Below are 23,634 nucleotides of genomic sequence, written 5' to 3' on the forward strand. Positions count from 1 at the left end.
TAAGATTACTCGCATGACGGATACCGCGGACACAGCAGCAGCAACCACCCAGCAAGTCGCAGCACACCCCCGTGAATCGGCGCTGCGGAACGCCGTCGAACGGGAGCTCCCGCGGACGGTCGCCGACCTGTGCGCCCTCGTGCGGATCCCCTCGGTGTCCTGGGCCGCATTCGATCGCGATCACGTGCGCGCCAGCGCCGACGCCGTCGCCGATCTGGTGCGGGAGATCGGGATCTTCGACACCGTCACGGTCACGCAGGCGGGCATCCCCGGTACCGACGAACTCGGACAGCCCGCCATCCTCGCGACCCGCCCGGCCAAGAACGGCCGCCCCACGGTTCTGCTTTACGCCCACCACGACGTGCAGCCTCCCGGGCTCGACGACGCGTGGGACTCGCCGCCCTTCGAACCGACCCTGCGCGGGGACCGCCTGTACGGTCGCGGCGCCGCGGACGACAAGGCCGGCGTCATGGCGCACGTCGCCGCATTGCGCGCGCTCCTCGCGGCCACCGACGGGGACCTCGACCTCGGCCTGGCCCTCTTCATCGAGGGCGAGGAAGAATTCGGCAGCCGCTCCTTCGCCACCTTCCTCACCGAGAACCGGGAGGCGCTCCGCGCCGACGCGATCGTCGTCGCCGACTCGAACAACTGGGACGTCGACACTCCGGCCATCACTATCGGGCTGCGCGGCAACGTCACCTTCAGGCTCACCGTGAGCACGTTGGCGCACGCCTCGCACTCCGGAATGTTCGGCGGCGCCGTCCCGGACGCCATGATGGCGACCATCAAACTGCTGGGCACCCTGTACGCCGCAGACGGGTCCGTCGCGATCAGCGGTCTGACCAGTCACGACGCGCCGACACCGCCGTACGATGAGTCCGCGCTGCGAGCGGAGACCGGCCTGCTCGACGGAGTCTCCCCGATCGGGCACGGATCCATCCTCAGCCGCATCTGGTCCCAGCCCGCGCTGACGGTGACCGGAATCGATGCTCCCACCGTCGCCAACGCGTCCAACACCCTGACGCCCGCGGTCAGCGTGCAGATCAGCGTGCGCATCGCGCCCGGCCAGTCCGCCAAGGAAGCTGCCGGCGTGATCGAGGCCCACCTGCGTGCACACGCACCGTTCGGCGCCCACCTCGCCATCGACGACCTGGACACCGGAGAACCGTTCCTGGTCGACACCGGCGGGTGGGCCGTTGCGGAGACCCGCCTGGCCATGACGGCAGGCTGGGGCGTGGAGCCCGTCGACATCGGTGTGGGCGGGTCGATCCCGTTCATCGCGGACCTGGTCCGGGAGTTTCCCGAAGCGCAGATCCTGGTGACCGGGGTCGAAGACCCGGATTCCCGGGCGCACAGCCCCAACGAGTCGCTGCACCTGGGCGTCTTCAAGCGAGCCGTGCTCAGTGAGGCCTTCCTTCTGGGCCGCCTCAACGACCGCACCGGCCACTGACCCCACCGCAGGGCCTGAGAAGGCGTCCGCGTCATCCAGCCCGCTCACGGCCCGGGCGGATACACTAGGAACAGATTCGCCGGCGGACCCCATGCGCGTGGGATGCTCACCGACGCGAAACCGGATAATACCGAGGAGCACCATGACCGACACGATCGAAACCAGCACCATCGCCCACGGCGTCGGTCTCACCGACGTCGCCGCCGCGAAGGTGCGCAGCCTGCTCGCCCAGGAAGGCCGCGAAGACCTGCGACTGCGCGTCGCCGTGCAGCCCGGCGGCTGTTCAGGCCTGATCTACCAGTTGTACTTTGACGAGCGCACCCTCGAGGGTGACGCCGTCATGGACTATGACGGTGTCGAGGTCGTCGTCGACAAGATGAGCGTCCCGTACCTCGAGGGTGCGTCCATCGACTTCGAGGACACCATCCAGAAGCAGGGCTTCACCATCGACAACCCGAACGCCGGCGGCAGCTGCGCCTGTGGGGACTCCTTCAACTAGCGTGTGATCATAAAAAAAAGGAGACCGTCCACCGGACGGTCTCCTTTTTGCACATCCGGTTCGGGTCCCGTCGTCGTCGGCGCTTCTGGCTCAAAACGGCTCAGGACGGGCCCTTCGACCCTGTTGTCACTCCCCAATCGGAGCGGAGAATTGCGACGGGTCCGTCGCTCGTGCACTCGGGTGCGACCGGCGCGGAGTAAGCTAAAGATGATAAACGCACTTCCTGTGTAGTGCCTTCACGTCTTTCCGAAAGGTCACCGGTGCTCAAAAACCGCCGTCTCCGATGGGCCGTCATACCGGTCGCAGCAACGCTAGCCATTGTCCTCACCGGATGCACCCAGGCTCAGCTCAACGGGTACCTGCCCGGTTTCGAGGAGGGCGAGTCCCCGGTAACCAACAACACCGAGCGCGTGTCCGGTCTGTGGACCACCTCGTGGATCGTGCTGCTCATTGTCGGCCTGATCACCTGGGGCCTCACGATCTGGTCCGTCGTCGTCTACCGTCGGCGCAAGGGCCAGACCGGACTCCCGGTGCAGCTGCGGTACAACATGCCGATCGAGATCTTCTACACGATCGTCCCGCTCATCCTGGTGCTGGGCTTCTTCGCCTTCACCGCGCGGGACCAGAACGCCATCGAGGCTCGGTTCGACGAGCCTGACCTGCAGATCGAAGCGATCGGCAAGCAGTGGGCCTGGGACTTCAACTACGTCACCGACGATGTCTTCACTCAGGGTATTCAGGGCCAGCCTGACCTCGAGGGTGAGAAGGGCGCGCTGGTCGAGTCCGAGATCCCCACGCTCGTCCTGCCCGTCGGCAAGAAGATCGAGATCGCGCTGGAAGCGCGCGACGTCATTCACTCCTTCTGGGTCATCGACTTCCTCTACAAGAAGGACATGATCCCGGGCAAGACCAACTACATGTCGGTCATCCCCGAACGCGTAGGCACCTACGCCGGCAAATGCGCCGAGCTCTGCGGCGAGTACCACTCGTTGATGCTCTTCAACGTGGAGGTCGTCTCCGAGGCCGACTACGAAGCCTATGTCGACTCCCTGCGCGCCGCCGGCAACGACGGCCAGGTCGACAGCGAATACGACCGCAACTTGAACCAACCAGGCACCGACGCCCCGACGGCTGAGGAAGGCAACTAGACCATGAGCACCACAACAGCTCCCGCCGGCGCTCCGGCAGCGTCCTCGGCCGCCCGGCCGACCGGCGTTGACCGCAAGGGCAACATCGTCGTTCGGTGGATCACCTCCACCGACCACAAGGTCATCGGGTACATGTACCTGATCACCTCGTTCATCTACTTCTGCCTCGGCGGGGTGATGGCGCTCGTGATGCGCGCCCAGCTCTTCGAACCCGGACTGCAGATCGTGCAGACCAAGGAGCAGTACAACCAGCTCTTCACGATGCACGGCACCATCATGCTGCTGATGTTCGCGACACCACTGTTCTTCGGCTTCGCGAACGCGCTGATGCCGCTCCAGATCGGTGCACCCGACGTCGCGTTCCCGCGACTCAACGCGTTCTCCTTCTGGCTGTTCTTCTTCGGCAGCCTGATAGCGGTCGGCGGCTTCCTCACCCCGCAGGGAGCGGCGTCGTTCGGCTGGTTCGCCTACCAACCGCTGGCGAGCACGACCTTCTCGCCAGGGGTCGGCGGTAATCTGTGGATGGTCGGCCTGGGGCTCTCGGGCTTCGGCACGATCCTCGGTGGCGTGAACTTCATCACCACCATCATCACCATGCGTGCCCCCGGCATGACGATGTTCCGGATGCCGATCTTCACCTGGAACACTCTCGTCACCTCGCTGCTGATCCTGATGGCGTTCCCGGTGCTCGCCGCCGCCATGCTCGCCGCCGCCAGCGACCGGATCTTCCTCTCGCACATCTACGACCCGGCCAATGGCGGTGCCATCCTCTGGCAGCACCTGTTCTGGTTCTTCGGTCACCCCGAGGTGTACATCATCGCCCTGCCGTTCTTCGGCATCGTGTCCGAGGTGTTCCCGGTCTTCAGCCGCAAGCCGATCTTCGGGTACAAGACCCTGATCTACGCGACCATCTCCATCGCGGCGCTGTCCGTGACGGTGTGGGCGCACCACATGTACGTGACCGGCTCGGTCCTGTTGCCGTTCTTCTCCCTGATGACGATGCTCATCGCGGTTCCGACCGGCGTGAAGATCTTCAACTGGATCGGAACGATGTGGCGGGGTTCGCTGACCTTCGAGACCCCCATGCTCTGGGCCATCGGCTTCCTGATCACCTTCACCTTCGGTGGGCTGACCGGCGTCATCCTGGCCTCACCGCCGCTGGACTTCCACGTGTCAGACACCTACTTCGTGGTTGCCCACTTCCACTACGTGGTCTTCGGCACGGTCGTCTTCGCCATGTTCAGCGGGTTCTACTTCTGGTGGCCCAAGTGGACCGGCAAGATGCTCAACGAACGCCTGGGCAAGTGGCACTTCTGGCTCCTGTTCATCGGCTTCCACACAACCTTCCTCGTGCAGCACTGGCTCGGTGTGGTGGGCATGCCCCGCCGTTACGCGTCCTACCTGCCCGACGACGGGTTCACCTGGATGAACCAGCTCTCGACCGTCGGCTCGATGATCCTCGCGATCTCGATGATCCCGTTCTTCCTGAACGTGTACGTCACCGCCCGAACGGCTCCGAGGGTCACGGTGAACGACCCGTGGGGCTACGGCGCCTCCCTGGAGTGGGCTACATCCTGCCCGCCGCCGCGCCACAACTTCACGTCGATCCCGCGTATCCGCTCCGAGCGTCCCGCATTCGACCTGAATCACCCGGAGGTCGGTATGCCCGTCGGCATCGGTCCGGCAAAAGACGCCCCGGATGCTCCCACCTATGACGCAGGATCGGAAAAGGTTAAGTAGATGAAAGCCAATGTCAACCTCTACTGGATCCTGACCGGATTCCTCGCGCTGGTAGCAGTCGCGTACGTCGTGTGGGGCCTCGTCGACCCGAGCCAGGGTCGCATCGAGTGGGTCGGAGCCTTCGCGATCTCCCTCTGCGCACTGCTCGTGGCGTTCATCGCGTTCTACCTGTCTCGCGTCTACAAGGCGCAGGGCGGCGAACTTCCCGAGGACATGCTCGACGCCAACATCGATGACGGCGACCCCGAGCTGGGCTTCTTCAGCCCGTGGAGCTGGTGGCCGATCATGCTCGCGGCCAGCGCGGCACTGTTGTTCCTGGGACTGGCCGTCGGCTTCTGGATCTCCTTCATCGCCGTCGGCATCGGCGTGATCAGCCTCGTCGGCTGGGTCTACGAGTACTACCGCGGACTCTTCGCCCGCTAGGCCCCACCACCGCACGACAAAGCGCCAGTGACCTTCGGGTCACTGGCGCTTTGTCGTGCACCGATGCTCAGTGCAGGGAGCGGCGGAAGCCGAGGAGTCGGAACGCCACGGTCACCTCGGTCGACCCTGGCGGCCCGGTAGGGTCTGCGGGGTCTGTGGAGGATGTGTGGTGCGAGGAGGGGCCCATGCCGATGAGGGCGGCAACGTCGTCGGGGGAGAGTACCAGGACCCTGGAGAGGTCCGCCGTGGACTCCAGGTGAAAGCCCGGCGCCAGGCTGGCGACCAGGTCGTCGGTCTTGTTCCCGTGCACCTCCAGGGCCAGGCCGGCGGCGCGCAGTTCCTGGAGATGGCTGGCGTGCGGCACCACGACGGCGAGAAGTGCTCCGGGAGCCAGGATGCGATGGAACTCGGCCGGATTCCGGGGAGCGAACACGTTGATGGCGACGTCAGCGGCCCCGTCCCGGATCGGCAGCGGCGACCAGACATCCGCGACGAGCCCGTCCGTGGTCGAGTGAGGTTCGGTGAGACCGGCCCGGACCGTTCGTGCGACCGCGGCCGCTGACAGGTCCATGGCCAGTGCCGCGACGCCAGGGGTACGGGACAGCGGGGAACCGGGGGAGTGGACGCCGGAGGCGGCGTGCAGGGCCCCCCGCAGGTAATAGCCGGTGCCGCAGCCGATGTCGATGATTCGGTGCGGGGATTCGGCGGCCACGAGAGCGCTGAGGGCCTCGCGGAGTTCGGTATACCACCCGCGTTCCAAGAAGATGTCGCGGGCGTCCAGCATGGCGGCGGAATCGCCGATGAGTTTGCGTGAACCGACCATGAGGGACGCGAAGCCCCGCCGGTTCGTGTCGAAACGGTGGCCGGTGCTGCAGGCGAGAACTCGGTCGCCGGCCGGGACCAGGTCGCCCAAACAGTTCGGGCACCGCAGCCACTCAGACAGAGTCTGGAGTGGGTGGGGTGCCCGAACCGATTCGGCTGAGGAACTAGTGGTGATCGCCGTGGCTTTCTTCGAGTTCCTTGGTCCCGACCGGGGCAATCCGATCTTCGAAGAACCAGCGGGACAGGCCGGCACGAACCCGCTGAACCGGGGACACCTTGCCCTGGGCGTTCGGAGTCAACTCGAGCGGCTTGTAGTTGGTGTAGCTGACCAACTTCCAACGCTCGTACTCGTCGACGGGCTGGTGCACCTCGATGTACTCGCCGCCGGGCAGACGGACGATGCGACCGGACTCGTAGCCGTGCAGGACAATCTCCCGGTCCTTCTTCTGCAGCGCCAGGCACACTCGCTTGGTGATGAAGTAGGCGACGAACGGGCCGAGGATCACGACGGCCTGAAGGGTGTGGATGACACCCTCCATGGTCACCGAGAAGTGCGTGGCGATGATGTCCGAGGACGCCGCCGCCCACAGGCCGGCGTAGAACGTGACACCCGCGGCGCCGATGGCCGTGCGGGTCGGCGCGTTGCGCGGACGGTCCAGGATGTGGTGCTCGCGCTTGTCACCGGTGATCCACGCTTCGAGGAACGGGTACAGCAGGACAACGCCGATGAACACGCCGAGGCCCACGAGGGGGATCAGGATGTTGAACGACCAGGTGCCGCCCAGACCAACCCACTCCAGTCCCGGCGGAATCAACCGGAGGGCGCCGTCGGCAAAGCCGATGTACCAGTCCGGCTGGGTCCCGGCGGACACCGGTGAGGGGTCGTACGGTCCGTAGTTCCAGATCGGGTTGATCGTGAAGAACGAGGCCATCAGCATCACGACGCCGAAGACGATGAAGAAGAATCCACCGGCCTTGGCGGCGTAGACCGGGAGCACCGGGTAGCCGACGACGTTCGTGTCCGTGCGGCCCGCTCCGGGGTACTGGGTGTGCTTGTGCACCACGACGAAGAGCAGGTGCAGCGCGATCAAGGCGACGATGATCGCCGGAAGCAGCAGGATGTGAAGCGAATACAGACGACCGACGATGTCGGTGCCCGGGAACTCGCCGCCGAAGAGCAGGAACGAGATCCAGGTTCCGACGACGGGGATGCCCTTGACCATGCCGTCGATGATCCGCAGGCCGTTTCCGGAGAGCAGGTCGTCGGGCAGCGAGTAGCCGGTGAAGCCCTCAGCCATGGCCAGGATGAACAGGACGAAGCCGATCACCCAGTTCAGCTCGCGAGGCTTGCGGAAGGCTCCGGTGAAGTAGATGCGCAGCATGTGCAGTCCGATGGATGCCACGAACAGCAGCGCAGCCCAGTGGTGTACCTGACGCATCAGCAGTCCGCCGCGCACGTCGAAGGAGATGTCCAGCGAGGATGCCATGGCCACCGACATCTCCACGCCCTTGAGAGGCACGTAGGAGCCTTCGTAGTGCACTTCGGCCATCGAGGCCTGGAAGAAGAAGGTCAGGAACGATCCGGACAGCAGGATGATGACGAAGCTGTAGAGCGCCACCTCACCGAGCAGGAAAGACCAGTGGTCGGGGAAGATCTTGCGACCCAGTTCCTTGACCGCGGTGGAGATGCTGGTGCGCTCGTCGATGTAGTTCGCCGCGGCGCCGGTGAAGCCACCGGACTTCTTCGACTCGGCGGGTTTCATATCGGTTGTGGTACTCACTGTCGCTCCCAAAAGCTCGGTCCGACCGGTTCAAGGAAATCGCTCTGCGCGATGAGGTACCCCTCGGAGTCCACGGCGATGGGCAGCTGCGGAAGGGCGCGTTTGGCGGGTCCGAAGATGACTTTCGCCTGGTCGGCCACATTGAACTGTGACTGGTGGCAGGGGCAGAGGAGGTGGTGCGTCTGCTGTTCGTACAGGCCGACGGGGCAGCCTACGTGTGTGCAGATCTTGGAGTACGCGACGATCCCGTCGTAGGACCAGCTAGCCCGCTCGGGCGTTTCGATGAGGTCCTCGGGCTTCATGCGCACGAGGATCACCACAGCCTTGGCCTTCTCTTCAAGCCGGCCGTGCTCAAGATCCATCAGGCCCTCCGGGATCACCGCGAAGGACGAACCCAGGGTGACGTCCGAGGCCTTGATCGGCGCACCGGACGGGTCCAGGGCCAGCCTGGTGCCCTTCTCCCACATGGTCTGCTTCAGGAGGGCGACGGGATCCTGGTCCATCGGGGCGAGCCCGCGGAACAGGACGACGGCGGGGAGCGGGAAGACCACGAGGGCCCCGATGAGGCTGTTGCGGATCACGGCGCGTCGGCCGATGCCGGACTCCGTGTTGGCTTCCTGGAAGATTTCGACCGCGCGGGCGCGGGTCTCGTCGCTGCCCCGGACCGGGTGACGCTCGTCCACGCCCTCCTCGTCGTGCATCAGCGCCTTGCCCCAGTGCACCGCACCGATGCCCAGCGCCAGCAGCGCCAACGCGAGCCCGATCCCGATGAACAGGTTGTTCAGCCGCACGGAGCCCGGGTCTTCGGGGACGATCGGGAAGATGATGTACGCCGCGATGGCGAAAATGCTGCCGACGATCGACAGGTAGAACAGGGTGTACACCGTGCGCTCGGCGCGCTTCTCGGCGCGCGGGTCGAGGTCGGTGATCCGGGGGCGGTGCGGAGGGAAGCCGGGATTGGCCACGGCGTCGCGGGCGACGACGGCGGTGCCGACGGCGGCCGTGACGTGCTCGACACTCGAGGAGTCGGCAGCGGTCAGATCCTTTCCGCTGGTCTCATCGCTGGCCATTGTTCTCCTTCGTGGGCGCTGTCTGTGCTGGGTGTGTCATTGCCGGGTGCCGATCAATTCGATTTCGCCGTGATCCACACGGTCAGGGCCACGATGGCACCCAGACCGAAGATCCAGAGGAAGAGGCCTTCGGACACCGGTCCGAGGGATCCGAGGGCGAATCCACCCGGCGACGGGTTGTTCTCGATGTACTTGAGGTAAGTGATGATGTCGCGCTTGTCTTCAGGCGAGACGTTCATGTCGTTGAACACCGGCATGTTCTGCGGGCCGGTGATCATGGCCTCGTAGATGTGCTGCGGGGTGACGCCGTCCAGCGCGGGAGCGTACTTGCCCTCGGTGAGCGCGCCGCCTGCTCCGGCGACGTTGTGGCACATGGCGCAGTTGATCCGGAACAGCTCGGCGCCGGCGGCGGCGTCGCCCTCGGCATCCAGGTATTCGGCTTCGGGGATGGCAGGGCCGGGCGCGAGGGATGCGACATAGGCGACGAGAGCCGCGGTCTGCTCCTCGGTGAACTGCACAGGCTTGACGATGGCCTGCGGGCCGTTGGCCTGCATGGGCATGCGCCCGGTGCCGACCTGGAAGTCAACGGACGCGGCGCCCACGCCGATCAGGCTGGGACCGGTGCCGGTTCCGTCGGCGCTGAGGCCGTGGCAGGTCGCGCAGTTCGCGGCGAAAAGCTTCTCGCCCTCGCTGACGGTCTGCTGCGATGCCGTTTCGGTCTGTGCGGTTGCCGTGCTGGTGCTGATCATCGCGTACGCGCCGCCGGTGAAGAGCAGGCCGATCGCGATCAGGGCGACGCTGGCCAGCGGGCTGCGCCGACCGCTGCGACGTGTGCGGCCGTTGGTAGGTTTCTGAGTCCTGGGCATACTGAGTGTGTCCGCTCCTGCTTGTTATTTAAGAACGTAGATGACCAGGAAGAGCCCGATCCACACGACGTCGACGAAATGCCAGTAGTACGAGACCACGATGGCGCTGGTGGCTTCCTTGTGACCGAAGTTCTTGACCGCGAAACCGCGACCGATCACGAGGAGGAAGGCAATGAGTCCGGCGGTCACGTGGATGCCGTGGAATCCGGTGGTGAGGTAGAACGCTGAGCCGTAGGCGTTGGAGGCGAGGGTGACGCCCTCCGACACGAGGGTCGCGTACTCGAGGACCTGGCCGGAGACGAAGACGGCGCCGAGGGCATAGGTGAGGAAGAACCACTCGACCATGCCCCACTGGCTGGGCTTCCACCCGGTGGACCTGGCCTGCAGGCGCTCGGCAGCGAAGACGCCGAACTGGCAGGTGATCGAGGAGGAGACCAGGATCAGGGTGTTCACCAGGGCGAAGACGAAGTTGTGCTTTTCCGTCTCGAACTGCCACAGCTCCGGGGAGGTGGACCGCAACGTGAAGTAGATGGCGAAGAGGCCAGCGAAGAACATGACCTCACTGCCCAGCCAGACAATGGTGCCAACCGCCACGCTGTTGGGCCTGTTAACTACGGGAATGGTCGCCCGGGGAGTAATTGAGGTCGTCGTCACTATTCCATTATGACCGATTCCTCCACAGGTTTTTCTCAAGGTGAAGTGCCATAAGACCCTAATGTGAAAATTGGTATCCCCAACCGAGGCCTGACGGCGCCGAAATACCGGTCGGGGGAGCGCCGGCGCTTAAGATTGGGCCATGCTCGAATCCCAGTCATGGCCCGCCGTTCTTGATGCCCTCCTGCGTAGAGAGGACCTGAGCGTCGCCGATGCGGCGTGGAGTATGGAACGCATCATGCTCGGCGAGGCCACCCCGGCTCAGTTGGCCGGATTCCTGGTGGCTCTGCGCGCCAAGGGTGAGACCGTCGATGAAATCGTCGGTTTCCGCGACGCGATCCTGGACCACGCCGTTCCGCTGAACGTCAACTCGATGGGGCTGGACATCGTCGGCACCGGGGGAGACCGGTTCGGGACCGTGAACGTCTCGACCATGGCGTCGATAGTGTGTGCGGCAACCGGTGTGCCGGTGATCAAACACGGCAATCGGGCGGCCAGTTCGGCATCCGGTTCGTCGGACGTGCTTGCCGCGCTGGGCATCGACCTGACCCTGTCGGCCGACGCAGTGGCCTCGATCCTGGCTGCCACGGGCATCACCTTCGCCTATGCTGCCGCGTTCCACCCCGGTTTTCGGCATGCCGCTGCCGTTCGGTCCGAGCTGGGTATCCCCACGGTGTTCAACTTCCTCGGCCCCCTCGTCAACCCGGCCCGGCCGGAAGCTTCCGCCGTCGGTGTGGCCAACCTCGACAGGGTCCCTCTGTTCGTCGGGGTGTTCCAGACCCGCGGAGCATCGGCGTTGGTGTTCCGTGGCGACGATGGCCTCGACGAACTCACCACGACGGGGCACAGCCACGTGTGGGAGGTCTCCAGGGGTCTGGTCACCGAGCACGACATCGACCCACGCGATCTCGGCATCCCGCGGGCGACCATGAGCCAGCTGATCGGCGGTTCGCCGGAACACAACGCGGCAGTGGTGCACTCGGTCCTCGCCGGAGAGCAGGGACCGGTGCGGGACATCGTGCTGCTGAACGCGGCAGCGGGCCTGGTCGCCTACGACCTCGCCCACGATCCCGCTCAGTCCCAGGTCAGCATCCTGGACCGGTTCCGGGCGAAACTCGCCGTGGCCGCGCAGGCCATCGACTCCGGCGCCGGAACCGCGAAACTCGCCGACTGGGTGCAGGCCAGCCGCGCCTGACCTGCACCACACGGCGGTTTGACGGTTAGAGCACGTCCTCGTCGACCCAGTCGAAGGTCTTGGTGACGGCCTTCTTCCAGTTCCGCAACTGCCGGGCGCTCTCGTCTGCGCTCAACTTCGGTGTCCAGCGGCTGTCTTCCTGCCAGTTCGACCGCAGCTCGTCCAGGGTGCTCCAGAAGCCCACCGCCAGGCCTGCCGCGTACGCGGCGCCGAGCGCGGTGGTCTCCGCCACAACCGGGCGGATCACCGGCACACCGATGATGTCGGCCTGGAACTGCATCAGCAGGTTGTTCTTGATCATTCCGCCGTCGACCTTGAGCTCGGTCAGCGGCACCCCGGAGTCCGCGTTGACCGCGTCGAGGACCTCGCGGGTCTGGAAGGCAGTGGCCTCCAGCGCCGCCCGGGCGATGTGGCCCTTGTTCACGAACCGGGTCAGTCCCACCAGGGCGCCGCGGGCATCCGCGCGCCAGTACGGCGCGAACAGGCCGCTGAACGCCGGCACGAAGTAGGCGCCGCCGTTGTCATCGACCGTGGCGGCCAGCGTCTCGATCTCCTCAGACGACGTGATCATGCCCAGGTTGTCGCGCAGCCACTGCACCAGGGCGCCGGTGACGGCTATCGACCCCTCCAGCGCGTAGTGCGGTTCGGCGTCGCCGAGCTTGTAGCCCAGGGTGGTGAGCAGGCCGTTCTTGGAGTGGATGATGTCGGTGCCGGTGTTGAAGATCAGGAAGTTACCGGTGCCGTAGGTGTTCTTCGCCTCACCCTGGTCGAAGGCGGCCTGGCCGAACGTGGCGGCCTGCTGGTCACCGAGGATGCCCGCGATGGGCACCTCGCGCAGCAGGCTGTGCTCGTTGACGGTGCCGTAGACCTCGCTGGAGGACTTGATTTCCGGCATCATCGACTTCGGTACGTTGAAGATGCTCAGGATCTCGTCATCCCACTGCAGCGTCTCCAAGTCCATGAACAGGGTGCGACTGGCGTTGGTGACGTCGGTGGCGTGCACGCCGCCCTCCAGGCCGCCGGTGAGGTTCCAGAGCACCCAGGAGTCGGTGGTGCCGAACATCAGGTCGCCGGCGTCCGCCTTCGCCCGCGCTCCCTCGACGTTTTCGAGGATCCAGACGATCTTGGTGCCGGAGAAGTAGGTCGCCAGTGGCAGGCCCACCTTCTGCTTGAACCGTTCCACGCCGCCGTCGGCGGCGAGACGGTCGACGATGGGCTGAGTGCGGGTGTCCTGCCAGACGATGGCGTTGTAGACGGGCTTGCCGGTGGTGCGGTCCCAGACCACGGCGGTTTCCCGCTGGTTGGTGATGCCGACAGCGGAGATGTCGTGCCGGGTGAGGTTGGCCTTGGAGAGCGCCTGGCCGATCACCTCACGGGTGTTGTCCCAGATTTCCATCGGGTTGTGCTCGACCCAGCCGGCGCGGGGGAAGATCTGCTCGTGTTCGAGTTGTCCGGTCGAGACGATGGACCCCGAGTGGTCGAAGATGATGGCGCGTGAACTCGTGGTGCCTTGGTCGATGGCGAGTACGTACTTAGCCATGGTGTACCTCCTTGTACGTTGCATGATGGCTTGAACAGACTATAAAACCGTGTGGCGGTTTTCAGGTGGACTGATGCACAGCGAAGCAGGCCAGTCCGGGGAGGGACCGGCCTGCCACGGTCATACCATGGGCAGCCAGACCAGCGATGCCCAGCCCGCGAGGACTCCGCCGATGACGGGACCGACCACGGGGACCCAGGAATAGGCCCAGTCCGAGGACCCCTTGCCCTTGATCGGCAGGATGAAGTGCGCGATCCGGGGGCCCAGGTCACGGGCGGGGTTGATGGCGTATCCGGTCGGGCCACCGAGTGAGACGCCGATGACCAGAACGAGGAGGGCGACGGGTAAGGCGGCTACGGCCCCCACGTCACCGGACTGGCCCCAACCACCGAAGGCGAACACGACGAAGACCAGGACGAAGGTGCCGATGATCTCGGTGACGAGGTTCCAGCCGTAGGAACGGATGGCCGGCCCGGTCGAGAAGGTACCGAGCTTGTTCGCCGGTTCCGGTTCCTCGTCGTAGTGCTGCTTGTACACCAGCCAGACCACCACGGCGCCGAGGAAGGCGCCGAGGAACTCGCCGGCCAGATACACGAGCGTCGAAAGGAAGTTCACCGGGACGTCCGCAGCACCGCCGAAGGTGTCGGAGCCCGATGCGACGATGCCGAGGGTGACGGCCGGGTTGAGGTGGCCACCGGAGTTGTACGCGACGACCACACCGACGAAGACCGCGAAGGCCCAGCCGATGGTCACCATCAGGAAGCCGCCGCCGAAGCCCTTGTTCTTCGTCAGGGCCACGTTCGCCACGACACCACAACCGAGGAGGGTGAGCATCCCTGTGCCCAGCACCTCCGACAAAAACACTAGACCGATATTGTCCACGATGACCTTTCTCGTAGTAGCGAGATGCCGGCAGTACCGGAGCAATCCCTTCGCGGTGAGCGATTTCGCAGTCACCATAGCGCGGGCGGGGCGTGAGCGAAATAGTCCCGATGGGCTGCATCATCTGCCTCTTACCGAGACCGTTGGCAGCGCGTAGGTTGGGCACGGAGCACAGTTGCGTGCCCGGCGCTCTAGCGTGCGCCGATCGATCCCGACGAAATGAAGGAATGGTCATGAAAAAGCTTGTCAACGACCCGAAGAACGTTGTCGACGAAGCCGTCGCAGGTTTCGGTGCCGCGCACGCGGATATCGTGCGAGTCTCGCTGGATCCGGTGTTCATCGTGCGGGCCGACGCGCCGGTGGCCGGCAAGGTCGGTATCGTCAGCGGCGGCGGCAGCGGGCACGAGCCTCTGCACGGCGGATTCGTCGGGTCGGGCATGCTGGACGCCGCCGTGCCCGGCGCCGTGTTCACCTCGCCGACACCCGACCCGATCCTGGCCGCGACGAAGGCCGTCGACGGGGGAGCCGGGGTGCTGCATATCGTGAAGAACTACACGGGCGACGTGCTGAACTTCGAGACCGCGGCGGATCTGGCCGAGGCCGATGAGATCGAGGTGCGCACGGTGATCGTCAACGATGATGTCGCCGTGAAGGACTCGCTGTACACCGCGGGGCGAAGGGGAGTGGCGGGCACCGTGCTCGTGGAGAAGATCGCCGGTGCGGCCGCCGAACGCGGTGATGACCTGACGAACGTGGCGACCGTCGCCGAAAAGGTGATCGGCCAGGTGCGCTCTATGGGCGTGGCCCTGACCCCCTGCGTCGTGCCGCACGCCGGCGAGCCGAGTTTCACCCTGGCCGACGACGAGATCGAGATCGGCATCGGCATCCACGGCGAGCCCGGGCGCGAGCGGATCAAGCTCGAACCGGCCGACGCCATCGTCGACCGGATCCTCGGTCCGATCCTGGACGACATCCCCTACGCATCCGGAGACAAGGTTCTGCTCTTCGTCAACGGAATGGGCGGGACGCCGCAGGTTGAGCTGTACATTGTATTTCGACGGGCCGCCGAAGTTCTCGCCGAACGAGGCATCGAGGTGACTCGCACGCTCGTCGGCAATTTCACAACATCACTGGAGATGCAGGGCATGTCGATCACGATTCTCAAGCTCGACGATGAGTTGACCGCCCTGTGGGATGCTCCGGTGCACACAGCCGCACTGCGGTGGGGAAAGTAGGGAAGACCGAATGAGCGTAGACGTCGCATGGGCCCAGGCCTGGATCAGGAGCAGCGCGAAGGTTCTCTCCGAGCACCGCGCCGAGCTGAACACACTCGACCGCGAGATCGGCGACGGTGATCACGGCGAGAACATGGACAGGGGCTTCCAGGCCGTGCTGCCCAAGCTCGATGCGCTGGCCGACGCTGCCACGCCCGGCGAACTGCTCAAGACTCTCGCGGCGACGCTCATTTCCACCGTCGGCGGTGCGGCCGGTCCGCTCTACGGCACGGCGTACCTCAAGGCCGCCGGCGCCGTGAGCGGGGCCGCCGAACTGGACGGCCCGGCCGTCGTCGCCCTGCTCACGGCCGGACGGGACGGCATCGTGCTGCGCGGCAAGGCCGAATCCGGTGACAAGACGATGGTGGATGCCTGGACCCCGGCAGTGGAGGCGGCCGTCGAGGCCGAAGCCGCCGGGGCCAGCCCCAGCCTGATCCTGGCCGCCGCCGCTGACGCCGCCGAGGCCGGCGCCGTCGCGACCGAACCCTGGGTCGCCCGCAAGGGGCGGGCGAGTTACCTGGGGGAGCGGGCCATCGGCCATCGCGACCCCGGCGCCCAGTCGACGGCGCTCATCCTGCGCTGCGGCGCCGATGCGGCCGCACAGTCCTGATCGTGGCTGACCTCAACGACGCTGACCAGAGCGTGGCAGCGTCCCGCGTCGGCGTGGTGTTCGTCTCACACAGCGTCGAGATAGCATCCGGTCTGGTGACACTGGCCCGTCAGATGGCCCCTAACGTCGCCCTGGTGGCCGCGGGCGGAATGGACGACGGCGGCATCGGCACCAGCTTCGACAAAATCGTGGCAGGCATCGAGGAAGCCGACCACGGCAGCGGCGTCGTGCTGCTCTGCGACCTGGGCTCGGCCATCCTGACCGCGGAAACCGCGGTGGACTTCCTCGACGACGAGGTGCGGGCACGGGTGCGCATCGCCGACGCACCGCTCGTGGAGGGCGGCGTGTCTGCCGCCGTGGCCGCCGAGATCGGGGGAGACGTCGCGGCGGTGCTGGCGGCGGCCGAGTCGGCCAGTGGCGCCGGGTCGGCACCGGCAGACGCCGCGCCGCCCGCACCGGGCACAGCCGGTACCGAGGAGCTGCCGCAACCGGTCAGCCGCACGGTGACCTTGCGGAACCGGGACGGGCTGCACGCCAGGCCGGCGGCCGACTTCGTGAAGCTCGCCAGCCAATTCGACGCTGAAGTGTCCGTGAACGGCAAGGACGCGCACAGCCTGCTGGGCATCATGTCGCTCGGACTGACCCGGGGGATGAGCGTGGAGATCTCCGGACCCGACGAACGATCGCGGGCGGCGGTAGACGCCCTGGCCGAGTTGATCGAGACCGGCTTCGGCGAAGAATAGTTCCCGCGCAGCCGCTGGTTGGCTGGGCGCGCTTCAGGAGCGTACGCTGTGGCCATGGTCCAGAATGATAAATCCTCGGCCCAGGCTCACCGCAAGGGCGCGAACCGCTTGTTCGACTGGGTAGAAGACCGACTCCGGCCCGCCTTCGACTCGCCGCCCGTCGGCACCTACGACGCGGCCGAGACGACCGGGCTGGCCCAGTGCCCGGTGTGCGGCCGGCCGATGACCGAGCACACCATCGAGCACTCGGCACATGACACCGTGTTGAACTGCCCGGTCCCGCACCCCGGGGCCTGGGACCGGGATGCTTTCGAGCCGGTGAATGAATACGGCATGGTGATCCGTCGTCGCCCGGACGAGGGCTTGCCGGAGTGAGTCTGCGCGGAGTGCGACCGCAGGTGGCGGTCGTCACGCGGATCGCCGACGAGCTGTGAAACCCTCAACCCGAGATTGATTCTCGGTCCAATCTCCGCTTGTTGACATAATGTGCATTATCGGTCATATTTCCATCCCGGGAAAACAGGGTCGGTCCTCGTCCGTCCGGCGTTGGAAACTCTCCGGCTAGATCCCCATCACTGCCCGCCTGGGTCGGCTCGGCAGGGTTTTCGATCGCACTCCGGTCACGGAACGAGAGCGTGCGGAAACCCGAAGGCGCCGCAGGAACGACTCCGGTTGCACCAGTCGTCGCACCCCTTCCGGCTGAAACGGTGCGGCCCGAGCTCAACGCATATTATGTCAAGAAACTCGGCTCAGGCGCCGACGTACGCCGCCAGATGCTGGCCGGTGAGGGTGGACCGTGCGGCGACGAGGTCGGCCGGAGTTCCCTCGAAAACGATCCGGCCGCCGTCGCGACCGGCGCCGGGACCCAGGTCGATGATCCAGTCAGCGTGGGCCATCACCGCCTGGTGGTGTTCAACGACGATGACCGTTTTGCCGGCATCGACCAGCCGGTCCAGCAGGCCGAGAAGCTGTTCGACGTCAGCGAGGTGCAGGCCCGTCGTCGGCTCGTCGAGAACGTACACGCCGCCGTTTTCCGACAGGTGCATGGCCAGCTTCAGCCGCTGCCGCTCTCCCCCGGACAGCGTCGAGAGCGTCTGGCCCAGGCTGAGGTAGCCGAGCCCCACGTCGGCCAAGCCGACGACAATGGCGTGCGCGGCCGGGATCCGGGCCTCACCGGCGCCGAAGAACGCCACGGCCTCGGTGACCGACATTGCGAGAACCTCGCTGATATCGCGGCCACCGAGCCGGTATTCCAGCACGGATGCGTCGAACCGCTTGCCCTCACACACCTCGCAGGTGGTTGAGACCGTCGCCATCGGGCCCAGGTCGGTGAAGATCACGCCGGCGCCGTTGCAATTCGGGCAGGCGCCCTCGGAGTTGGAGCTGAACAGGGCCGGTTTGACACCGTTGGCCTTTGCGAAGGCCTTGCGAATCGGCTCGAGCATTCCCGTGTAGGTGGCCGGGTTGCTCCGGCGTGAGCCGCGGATCGCGCCCTGGTCGATCGATACCACGCCGGCGCCGGCGGGGATCGATCCGTGCACCAGCGAGCTCTTGCCCGAGCCGGCCACGCCGGTGATGACTACGAGTACCCCGAGTGGGATGTCGACGTCGACATCCTCAAGGTTGTGCTCCGTCGCGCCACGGACCTCAAGGGCACCGGTGGGCGTGCGCACGGCCTTCTTAACCCTCGCGCGGTAGTCGAGGTGGCGGCCGGTGAGGGTGTCGCTGGCCCGGAGGCCCTCGAGGGTGCCCTCGAAGCAGACCGATCCGCCCGCCGTGCCGGCGCCGGGGCCGAGGTCGATGATGTGATCGGCGATGGCGATCATCTCCGGCTTGTGCTCCACCACGAGCACGGTGTTGCCCTTGTCCCGCAGGCGCAGCAGCAGCTCGTTCATCCGCTGGATGTCATGCGGGTGCAGGCCGATGGTGGGTTCGTCGAAGACATAGGTGACGTCGGTGAGCGACGAGCCGAGGTGCCGGATCAGCTTGGTACGCTGCGCCTCTCCCCCGGACAGGGTGCCGGCCGGCCGGTCGAGCGACAGATAGCCCAGGCCGATCTCGGTGAAGGAATCGAACAGGTGCTGCAAAGCCGCCAGCAGCGGGGCCACCGACGGGTCGTGAATGGTGCGCACCCACGCGGCGAGGTCACTGATCTGCATGGCGCAGGCATCCGCGATGTTGACGCCGTCGATGCGGGACGACCTGGCGCCCTCGCTGAGACGGGTGCCACCGCAGTCCGGGCAGGTCGCGAAGGTGACGGCGCGGTCCACGAAGGCGCGAATGTGCGGCTGCATGGCCTCACGGTCCTTGGCCAGGAACGATTTCTGCACCTTGGGGATCAGGCCCTCGTAGGTCATGTTGATGTCACCGACCTTCACCTTGACCGGCTCCTTGTAGAGGAAGTCGTGCCGTTCCTTCGTGGTGTAGTCACGGATCGGCATGTCGGCGTTGAGGAAGCCGGAGCCCGTGAAGATCTTGACGCCCCAGCCTTCGGCGGTGTAACCGGGGATGGTGAGCGCACCCTCGTTCAGCGACTTGGAGTCGTCGTACAGCTGAGTCAGGTCGATGTCGTTCACGGTGCCCATACCCTCGCAGCGCGGGCACATTCCGCCAGTGATGCTGAAGCTGCGCCGTTCCTTGGTCGTGGTGCCGCCTCGCTCGATGGTGACGGCGCCGGCGCCGGAGATGGAGGCGACGTTGAAGGAGAACGCCTGCGGCGAGCCGAGGTGCGGCTGGCCGAGCCGGCTGAACAGGATGCGCAGCAGCGCGTTGGCGTCGGTGGCTGTGCCGACCGTCGACCGGGCGTTGGCGCCCATCCGTTCCTGGTCGACGATGATCGCGGTGGTCAATCCGCTGAGCAGGTCGACATCCGGCCGGGCCAGCGATGGCATGAAGCCCTGCAGGAAGGTGCTGTAGGTCTCGTTGATCATCCGCTGGGACTCCGCGGCGATGGTGCTGAACACCAGTGAGCTCTTGCCGGAGCCGGACACGCCGGTGAACACGGTCAGGCGGCGTTTGGGGATCTCGACGCTGATGTCCTTGAGGTTGTTCTCCCGGGCGCCCTGCACCCGGATCAGGTCGTGGCTGTCGGCAACCTGGTTGGACGACGGCGGGGCCGTGGGGGCTGAAGCGTTCATCGTGTCTCCAAGAATGGGTGCCGGGGCTCTGCAGTCGACCAGCTTCGAGCATACGTGAGGATCGCCATGGTCACCGGGCAGTTTGATTGTCGGGTCGACGGCGCGTAGCCGTGGGAGCGGCATCGGATTAGGTTGGCGCCATGCCCAACACCGTCGGACCCACCAGCGCAGTCTTCGCCATCGCCATCGACCCTCGGCAGCTGAGCGCCAGAGAGATAAGCGGCATCCGGGTGGCCTTCGCGGTCAGCGCCGTGGTGGCCATCGCCATCGGGGCGATCCTGCTGGTCTGGACCGAGGCCACCCTCACGGTCATCGCGGTGTTGTTCGGGCTCTATTTCGTGATCAGCGGGGTCGTCAGGATCGCGCGCGGGGTTGCCAGCACCGGGTCGGCCGCCGGCGGCCGGGTGCTCAATATAGTTCTCGGCGTGCTGGTGCTGATCCTGGGCATCCTGGCGCGCCGGAACCCCGAGGGGTCGTTGGCCGTTCTCGGACTGGTCGTCGGCATCGTCTGGATCGTCGAGGGCGTGGCGGCGCTGGTGGAGTACACCACGGACTCCAGCCGCTGGCCCGGAATCCTGCTCGGCGTTGTCGGCGTCCTGGCGGGCCTGATCGTGCTGTTCGCCCCGGTGCAGACCATCGGCGTCCTCGTCACGATCGGCGGCATCATGCTGATCATCTCGGGACTCGTCCAGCTGGTGCGCGCGTTCACCTTCGGGCGGGGCGTCAGTGCCGGGTGACTGACGGTACTAGCTGGTGAAGTCGGAGGTGTCGCCGACGTAGCGGGTGTTGTTCGCCGGGACCGGCTCGACGGCGGCCAGTACGATCTCCGCGGCGAACTCGCTGACGTTGTACAGCTTGCCGGCAGAATCCTGGCGGGCGCTGATGGCACCGGGATTCGCACGCTCGAGCAGGACCGCCGTGATGGTGCCCTGGATCATGTCACCGGAGACGACGACAAAACCGATGCCGGCCTCGGCAAGTTCGGGGATGACGGCGCGGAGCGCGTCCTCGCCGGCCCGCTTGCTGCGGGCCACCGGCTCGTAGACGGCCACGTTCGACGCGGTGTCGACGAAATGCGCCTGGTGGCTCGTGATGAAGACCACGCGGGCGCCGTCGCTGAGCAGCGGCACGGCCGCGGTGAGCAGGTTGACCTGGGCGTCGCGGTTCAACTGCATGGCATAGTCCTCGGCCATGCCGGACTCCATGCCGCCGGAGGCATTCATCACGAGGATGTCGAGTCCGCCGTACTCGGCGCGGATGGTGTCGAACATGGCCGAGACGGATTCCGCGTCGGTGAGGTCGGCGGCCACGGTGATCGCGGTTCCGCCGGCGGCGCGGATGGCGTCGGCCAGCTTGGTGGCGCGCGCTTCCTTGTTGCGGTAGTTGATGACGACCTTCGCGCCGGCTTCGGCGAAGTAGGCGACGGTGTCGGCTCCGATCCCCCGGGACGAGCCCGTGACGAGGATGCGCTTTCCCGAGAGACTGCCGGGCTGGAGGGGATTCATCGTAGGTGTGCTCACGGTGATAAACACTACCAACATGCCCAACACCTCCAAGTGCTAGCGTCATCTGCAAGCGACGCTAAGAGGGGCGACGACATGGTGGATTTGACGGACTACCTGTGGATCGTATGGCTGGTCTTCATCCTGGTCTGCGTCATCATCGAGCTGCTGACCCTGGATTTCACCTTCCTGATGATCGCCGTCGGCAGTCTCGCCGGGCTGGGAGCGAACCTGCTCGGCTGGGAATGGTGGGTGCAGATCCTCGTCGCCGGCGCCGTCTCGGTGCTGCTGTTGCTGCTCATCCGCCCGGTGCTCTTACGCCTGATGGCCAAGAGCGCGGCGGCAGTGCCACCGAGCAACGTGGCCGCGCTGATCGGCATGGGAGGGCGGGTGTCCTCCACCATCGCCGAACTGGGCGGCCTGGTCAGGCTCGACAACGGCGAGACCTGGACGGCCCGCCTCTCCCCCGACCGGACCCCGACCCGCATCGATCCCGGCGAGCGGGTCCTGGTGTCGGCCATCGAAGGCTCCACAGCTGTTGTCGTCCCCGAGGAAAGGACCGATTAACGTGCCAAATCTCGATCAACTCCTGCTCCAGATCTTCATTGTGGTCCTCATCATCGTCGTTCTGGTCTTTGTCGTGGTGGTGCTTGTGCGCACCATCCGCATCATTCCGCAAGCCAGTGCCGGTGTCGTCGAACGCCTCGGCAAGTACCACAAGACCCTGATGCCCGGCCTCAACATCCTGGTGCCGTTCATCGACCGGGTGCGGCCGCTCATCGACATGCGCGAACAGGTGGTGTCTTTTCCCCCGCAGCCGGTGATCACCGAGGACAATCTGGTGGTGTCGATCGACACCGTCGTCTACTTCCAGGTGACGGATGCCCGCGCCGCGACCTATGAGATCGCCAACTACCTCGGCGCGGTCGAGCAGCTGACCACGACCACCCTGCGCAACGTGGTCGGCGGGCTCAACCTTGAAGAGGCTCTGACCAGCCGCGACAACATCAACGGGCAACTGCGGATCGTGCTGGACGAGGCCACCGGGAAGTGGGGCATCAGGGTCGGCCGGGTGGAGCTGAAGGCCATCGACCCGCCGCACTCGATCCAGGACTCGATGGAGAAGCAGATGCGCGCCGAACGAGACCGCCGAGCTCTGATCCTCACGGCCGAGGGCACCAAGCAGTCCGCCATCCTCACTGCGGAGGGCGCGCGTCAGGCCTCGATCCTGCAGGCGGAAGGCCAGGCAAAGGCTGCCGTGCTGCGGGCCCAGGGAGAGGCGGAGGCCATCACCACGGTCTTCAAGGCCATCCACGACGGCGACCCCGACCCGAAGCTCCTCGCCTACCAGTATCTGCAGACCCTGCCCAAGCTGGCGGACGGCACGGCGAACAAGCTCTGGATCGTGCCCAGCGAGCTGACCGAGGCGATGAAGGGGATCGGTCGGGCCTTCGGCCCGAATCCGGTTGCCGGCTCCCACCCGGCTCCCGCCGACGCAGCCGGGATCGGCCCAGAGGCCCCGGGACCCGATCGTGAACGCTGACCTGACGACCTTCCTGTCCCCGCCAGGGCCGCGGATCCTCGCGCACCGGGGCCTGAGCACGCAGGCGCCGGAAAACACCCTGCTCGCCTTTCTACAGGCCATCGTCGGCGGGGCTACGCACCTCGAAACCGATGTGCACGCCAGCAGCGACGGCGTCGCCGTGATCAGCCACGACCCGGTCCTGCCGAATGACGGCCCGGCCGTGAACGCTCTCACGATGGCCCAGCTCAGCCGGGTCGACCTCGGCGCGGGCCAGACCTATTGCTCGCTCGCGGAGGCCTTGGCCGCCTTCCCGGACGCCAGGTTCAACATCGACGTCAAGTCCGCCGACGCCGTGCTGCCCGCCGCGCGCGCCATCCGGGCCGCCGCCGCATCCCGCCGGGTGCTCCTCACCTCGTTTTCTGAGAGCCGGCGACGTCGGGTGCTCCGGGCCGTCCCCGGAGCGGCGACGTCGGCGTCTGCCCAGGGAATCGCCCTGATGCTGGCCGCGGTCGGCCTCCGGCAGCACTGGGCGCTCCCCCGCATCCTGCGCGGGGTCCACGCCATCCAGGTTCCGGTTCGGGCCGGACGGCTGCGTATCGTCACCCCGCGGGTGATCAACCGGATGCATGCCATCGGCGTGGAGGTGCACGTGTGGACCGTCAACGACCCGGCCGTGATGGCCCGGCTGTTGGCGCTCGGCGTGGATGGTCTCGTCACCGACCGATGCGACCTCGCTGCCCATGTGGTCGCCCGGCGGTGAAACCGTCTGCGAC

Annotated in this window: 23 protein-coding genes; 14 read left to right on the forward strand and 9 right to left on the reverse strand. The window is 66.1% G+C overall.

Annotation, left to right across the window (positions count from 1 at the left end; genetic code table 11):
- Positions 1–13: 13 nt before the first annotated feature.
- From E3O60_RS13165 to E3O60_RS13185, 5 genes are all read left to right on the forward strand, one after another.
- Positions 14–1,450: a dipeptidase gene (locus tag E3O60_RS13165; protein WP_134409015.1), complete on the forward strand. Its 1,437-nt coding sequence runs from the start codon at positions 14–16 to the stop codon at positions 1,448–1,450.
- 142 nt (positions 1,451–1,592) lie between these two features.
- Entirely contained in the window at positions 1,593–1,949 is a 357-nt protein-coding gene (gene erpA, locus E3O60_RS13170) for an iron-sulfur cluster insertion protein ErpA (RefSeq protein WP_088456177.1), read from the forward strand.
- 260 nt (positions 1,950–2,209) lie between these two features.
- The gene (gene coxB / locus E3O60_RS13175) at positions 2,210–3,097 is read left to right on the forward strand and encodes a cytochrome c oxidase subunit II (RefSeq protein ID WP_134409016.1); all 888 of its coding nucleotides are present in this window, start codon (positions 2,210–2,212) and stop codon (positions 3,095–3,097) included.
- Positions 3,098–3,100: 3 nt separating this feature from the next.
- On the forward strand, positions 3,101–4,837 hold the full coding sequence (gene ctaD, locus E3O60_RS13180; RefSeq protein WP_088456179.1) for a cytochrome c oxidase subunit I: 1,737 nt from the start codon (positions 3,101–3,103) through the stop codon (positions 4,835–4,837).
- On the forward strand, positions 4,838–5,260 hold the full coding sequence (locus E3O60_RS13185; protein ID WP_088456180.1) for a cytochrome c oxidase subunit 4: 423 nt from the start codon (positions 4,838–4,840) through the stop codon (positions 5,258–5,260). It abuts the gene before it with no gap.
- 67 nt (positions 5,261–5,327) lie between these two features.
- Here E3O60_RS13185 and E3O60_RS13190 read toward each other — a convergent pair whose 3' ends face one another.
- The 5 genes from E3O60_RS13190 to E3O60_RS13210 form a co-directional block, all read right to left on the reverse strand.
- A complete protein-coding gene (locus tag E3O60_RS13190; RefSeq protein ID WP_134409017.1) occupies positions 5,328–6,083 on the reverse strand; it encodes a hypothetical protein in 756 nt (251 codons plus the stop codon).
- Positions 6,084–6,246: 163 nt separating this feature from the next.
- Positions 6,247–7,845: a ubiquinol-cytochrome c reductase cytochrome b subunit gene (locus E3O60_RS13195; RefSeq protein WP_174776237.1), complete on the reverse strand. Its 1,599-nt coding sequence runs from the start codon at positions 7,843–7,845 to the stop codon at positions 6,247–6,249.
- A gap of 14 nt (positions 7,846–7,859) precedes the next feature.
- On the reverse strand, positions 7,860–8,933 hold the full coding sequence (locus E3O60_RS13200; RefSeq protein WP_088456183.1) for a ubiquinol-cytochrome c reductase iron-sulfur subunit: 1,074 nt from the start codon (positions 8,931–8,933) through the stop codon (positions 7,860–7,862).
- 53 nt (positions 8,934–8,986) lie between these two features.
- Entirely contained in the window at positions 8,987–9,799 is an 813-nt protein-coding gene (locus tag E3O60_RS13205) for a cytochrome c (protein ID WP_088456184.1), read from the reverse strand.
- 24 nt (positions 9,800–9,823) lie between these two features.
- The gene (locus E3O60_RS13210) at positions 9,824–10,453 is read right to left on the reverse strand and encodes a heme-copper oxidase subunit III (RefSeq protein WP_241980214.1); all 630 of its coding nucleotides are present in this window, start codon (positions 10,451–10,453) and stop codon (positions 9,824–9,826) included.
- A 142-nt stretch (positions 10,454–10,595) separates the two neighbouring features.
- On the opposite strand from E3O60_RS13210, the gene trpD reads away from it, so the two are divergent.
- Positions 10,596–11,648, forward strand: coding sequence for an anthranilate phosphoribosyltransferase (trpD, locus tag E3O60_RS13215; protein ID WP_134409019.1), 1,053 nt, complete (start codon positions 10,596–10,598; stop codon positions 11,646–11,648).
- A gap of 25 nt (positions 11,649–11,673) precedes the next feature.
- Here the strand turns inward: trpD and glpK are convergent, their stop codons facing one another.
- A complete protein-coding gene (gene glpK, locus E3O60_RS13220) occupies positions 11,674–13,188 on the reverse strand; it encodes a glycerol kinase GlpK (protein ID WP_134480004.1) in 1,515 nt (504 codons plus the stop codon).
- A 120-nt stretch (positions 13,189–13,308) separates the two neighbouring features.
- Complete coding sequence (locus tag E3O60_RS13225) at positions 13,309–14,022, reverse strand: MIP/aquaporin family protein (RefSeq protein ID WP_240632492.1); 714 nt, start codon at positions 14,020–14,022, stop codon at positions 13,309–13,311.
- A gap of 281 nt (positions 14,023–14,303) precedes the next feature.
- Here E3O60_RS13225 and dhaK point away from each other — a divergent pair, with 281 nt between their 5' ends.
- From dhaK to E3O60_RS13245, 4 genes are read left to right on the forward strand one after another with little or no spacing between them, the layout of a single operon-like run.
- Positions 14,304–15,305, forward strand: coding sequence for a dihydroxyacetone kinase subunit DhaK (gene dhaK, locus E3O60_RS13230; protein ID WP_103460016.1), 1,002 nt, complete (start codon positions 14,304–14,306; stop codon positions 15,303–15,305).
- A 10-nt stretch (positions 15,306–15,315) separates the two neighbouring features.
- Positions 15,316–15,954: a dihydroxyacetone kinase subunit DhaL gene (gene dhaL, locus E3O60_RS13235; protein ID WP_088456190.1), complete on the forward strand. Its 639-nt coding sequence runs from the start codon at positions 15,316–15,318 to the stop codon at positions 15,952–15,954.
- A 2-nt stretch (positions 15,955–15,956) separates the two neighbouring features.
- Positions 15,957–16,697, forward strand: a complete 741-nt coding sequence (gene dhaM, locus E3O60_RS13240; RefSeq protein WP_241980215.1) for a dihydroxyacetone kinase phosphoryl donor subunit DhaM — start codon at positions 15,957–15,959, stop codon at positions 16,695–16,697.
- A 54-nt stretch (positions 16,698–16,751) separates the two neighbouring features.
- The gene (locus E3O60_RS13245) at positions 16,752–17,072 is read left to right on the forward strand and encodes a hypothetical protein (RefSeq protein ID WP_134409020.1); all 321 of its coding nucleotides are present in this window, start codon (positions 16,752–16,754) and stop codon (positions 17,070–17,072) included.
- Positions 17,073–17,446: 374 nt separating this feature from the next.
- On the opposite strand, the gene E3O60_RS13250 is transcribed toward E3O60_RS13245, so the two are convergent.
- On the reverse strand, positions 17,447–19,834 hold the full coding sequence (locus tag E3O60_RS13250) for an excinuclease ABC subunit UvrA (protein WP_134498364.1): 2,388 nt from the start codon (positions 19,832–19,834) through the stop codon (positions 17,447–17,449).
- Positions 19,835–19,974: 140 nt separating this feature from the next.
- On the opposite strand from E3O60_RS13250, the gene E3O60_RS13255 reads away from it, so the two are divergent.
- Positions 19,975–20,571, forward strand: a complete 597-nt coding sequence (locus tag E3O60_RS13255; protein WP_134498366.1) for an HdeD family acid-resistance protein — start codon at positions 19,975–19,977, stop codon at positions 20,569–20,571.
- A 9-nt stretch (positions 20,572–20,580) separates the two neighbouring features.
- Here E3O60_RS13255 and E3O60_RS13260 read toward each other — a convergent pair whose 3' ends face one another.
- A complete protein-coding gene (locus E3O60_RS13260) occupies positions 20,581–21,339 on the reverse strand; it encodes an SDR family oxidoreductase (protein ID WP_088456194.1) in 759 nt (252 codons plus the stop codon).
- A 93-nt stretch (positions 21,340–21,432) separates the two neighbouring features.
- Between E3O60_RS13260 and E3O60_RS13265 the strand changes: the two genes are divergently transcribed.
- Genes E3O60_RS13265 through E3O60_RS13275 form a run of 3 tightly spaced genes read left to right on the forward strand, consistent with a single transcriptional unit; the run spans position 21,433 to position 23,621 of the window.
- Positions 21,433–21,903, forward strand: coding sequence for an NfeD family protein (locus E3O60_RS13265; RefSeq protein ID WP_088456195.1), 471 nt, complete (start codon positions 21,433–21,435; stop codon positions 21,901–21,903).
- Between the two features lies 1 nt (position 21,904).
- Positions 21,905–22,879 (forward strand): SPFH domain-containing protein, encoded by a 975-nt coding sequence (locus tag E3O60_RS13270; RefSeq protein ID WP_370294274.1) that lies wholly within the window; start codon positions 21,905–21,907, stop codon positions 22,877–22,879.
- Positions 22,869–23,621 carry a glycerophosphodiester phosphodiesterase family protein gene (locus E3O60_RS13275; protein ID WP_240632459.1) on the forward strand — a complete coding sequence of 251 codons (753 nt, stop codon included), beginning with the start codon at positions 22,869–22,871 and terminating at the stop codon, positions 23,619–23,621. Before E3O60_RS13270 ends, E3O60_RS13275 begins: the two co-directional genes overlap by 11 nt.
- Positions 23,622–23,634 lie beyond the last annotated feature (13 nt).

Origin of the sequence: Cryobacterium sp. TMB1-7 (assembly GCF_004402435.1) — a bacterium.
In the GTDB taxonomy this organism is placed as follows: domain Bacteria; phylum Actinomycetota; class Actinomycetes; order Actinomycetales; family Microbacteriaceae; genus Cryobacterium; species Cryobacterium zongtaii.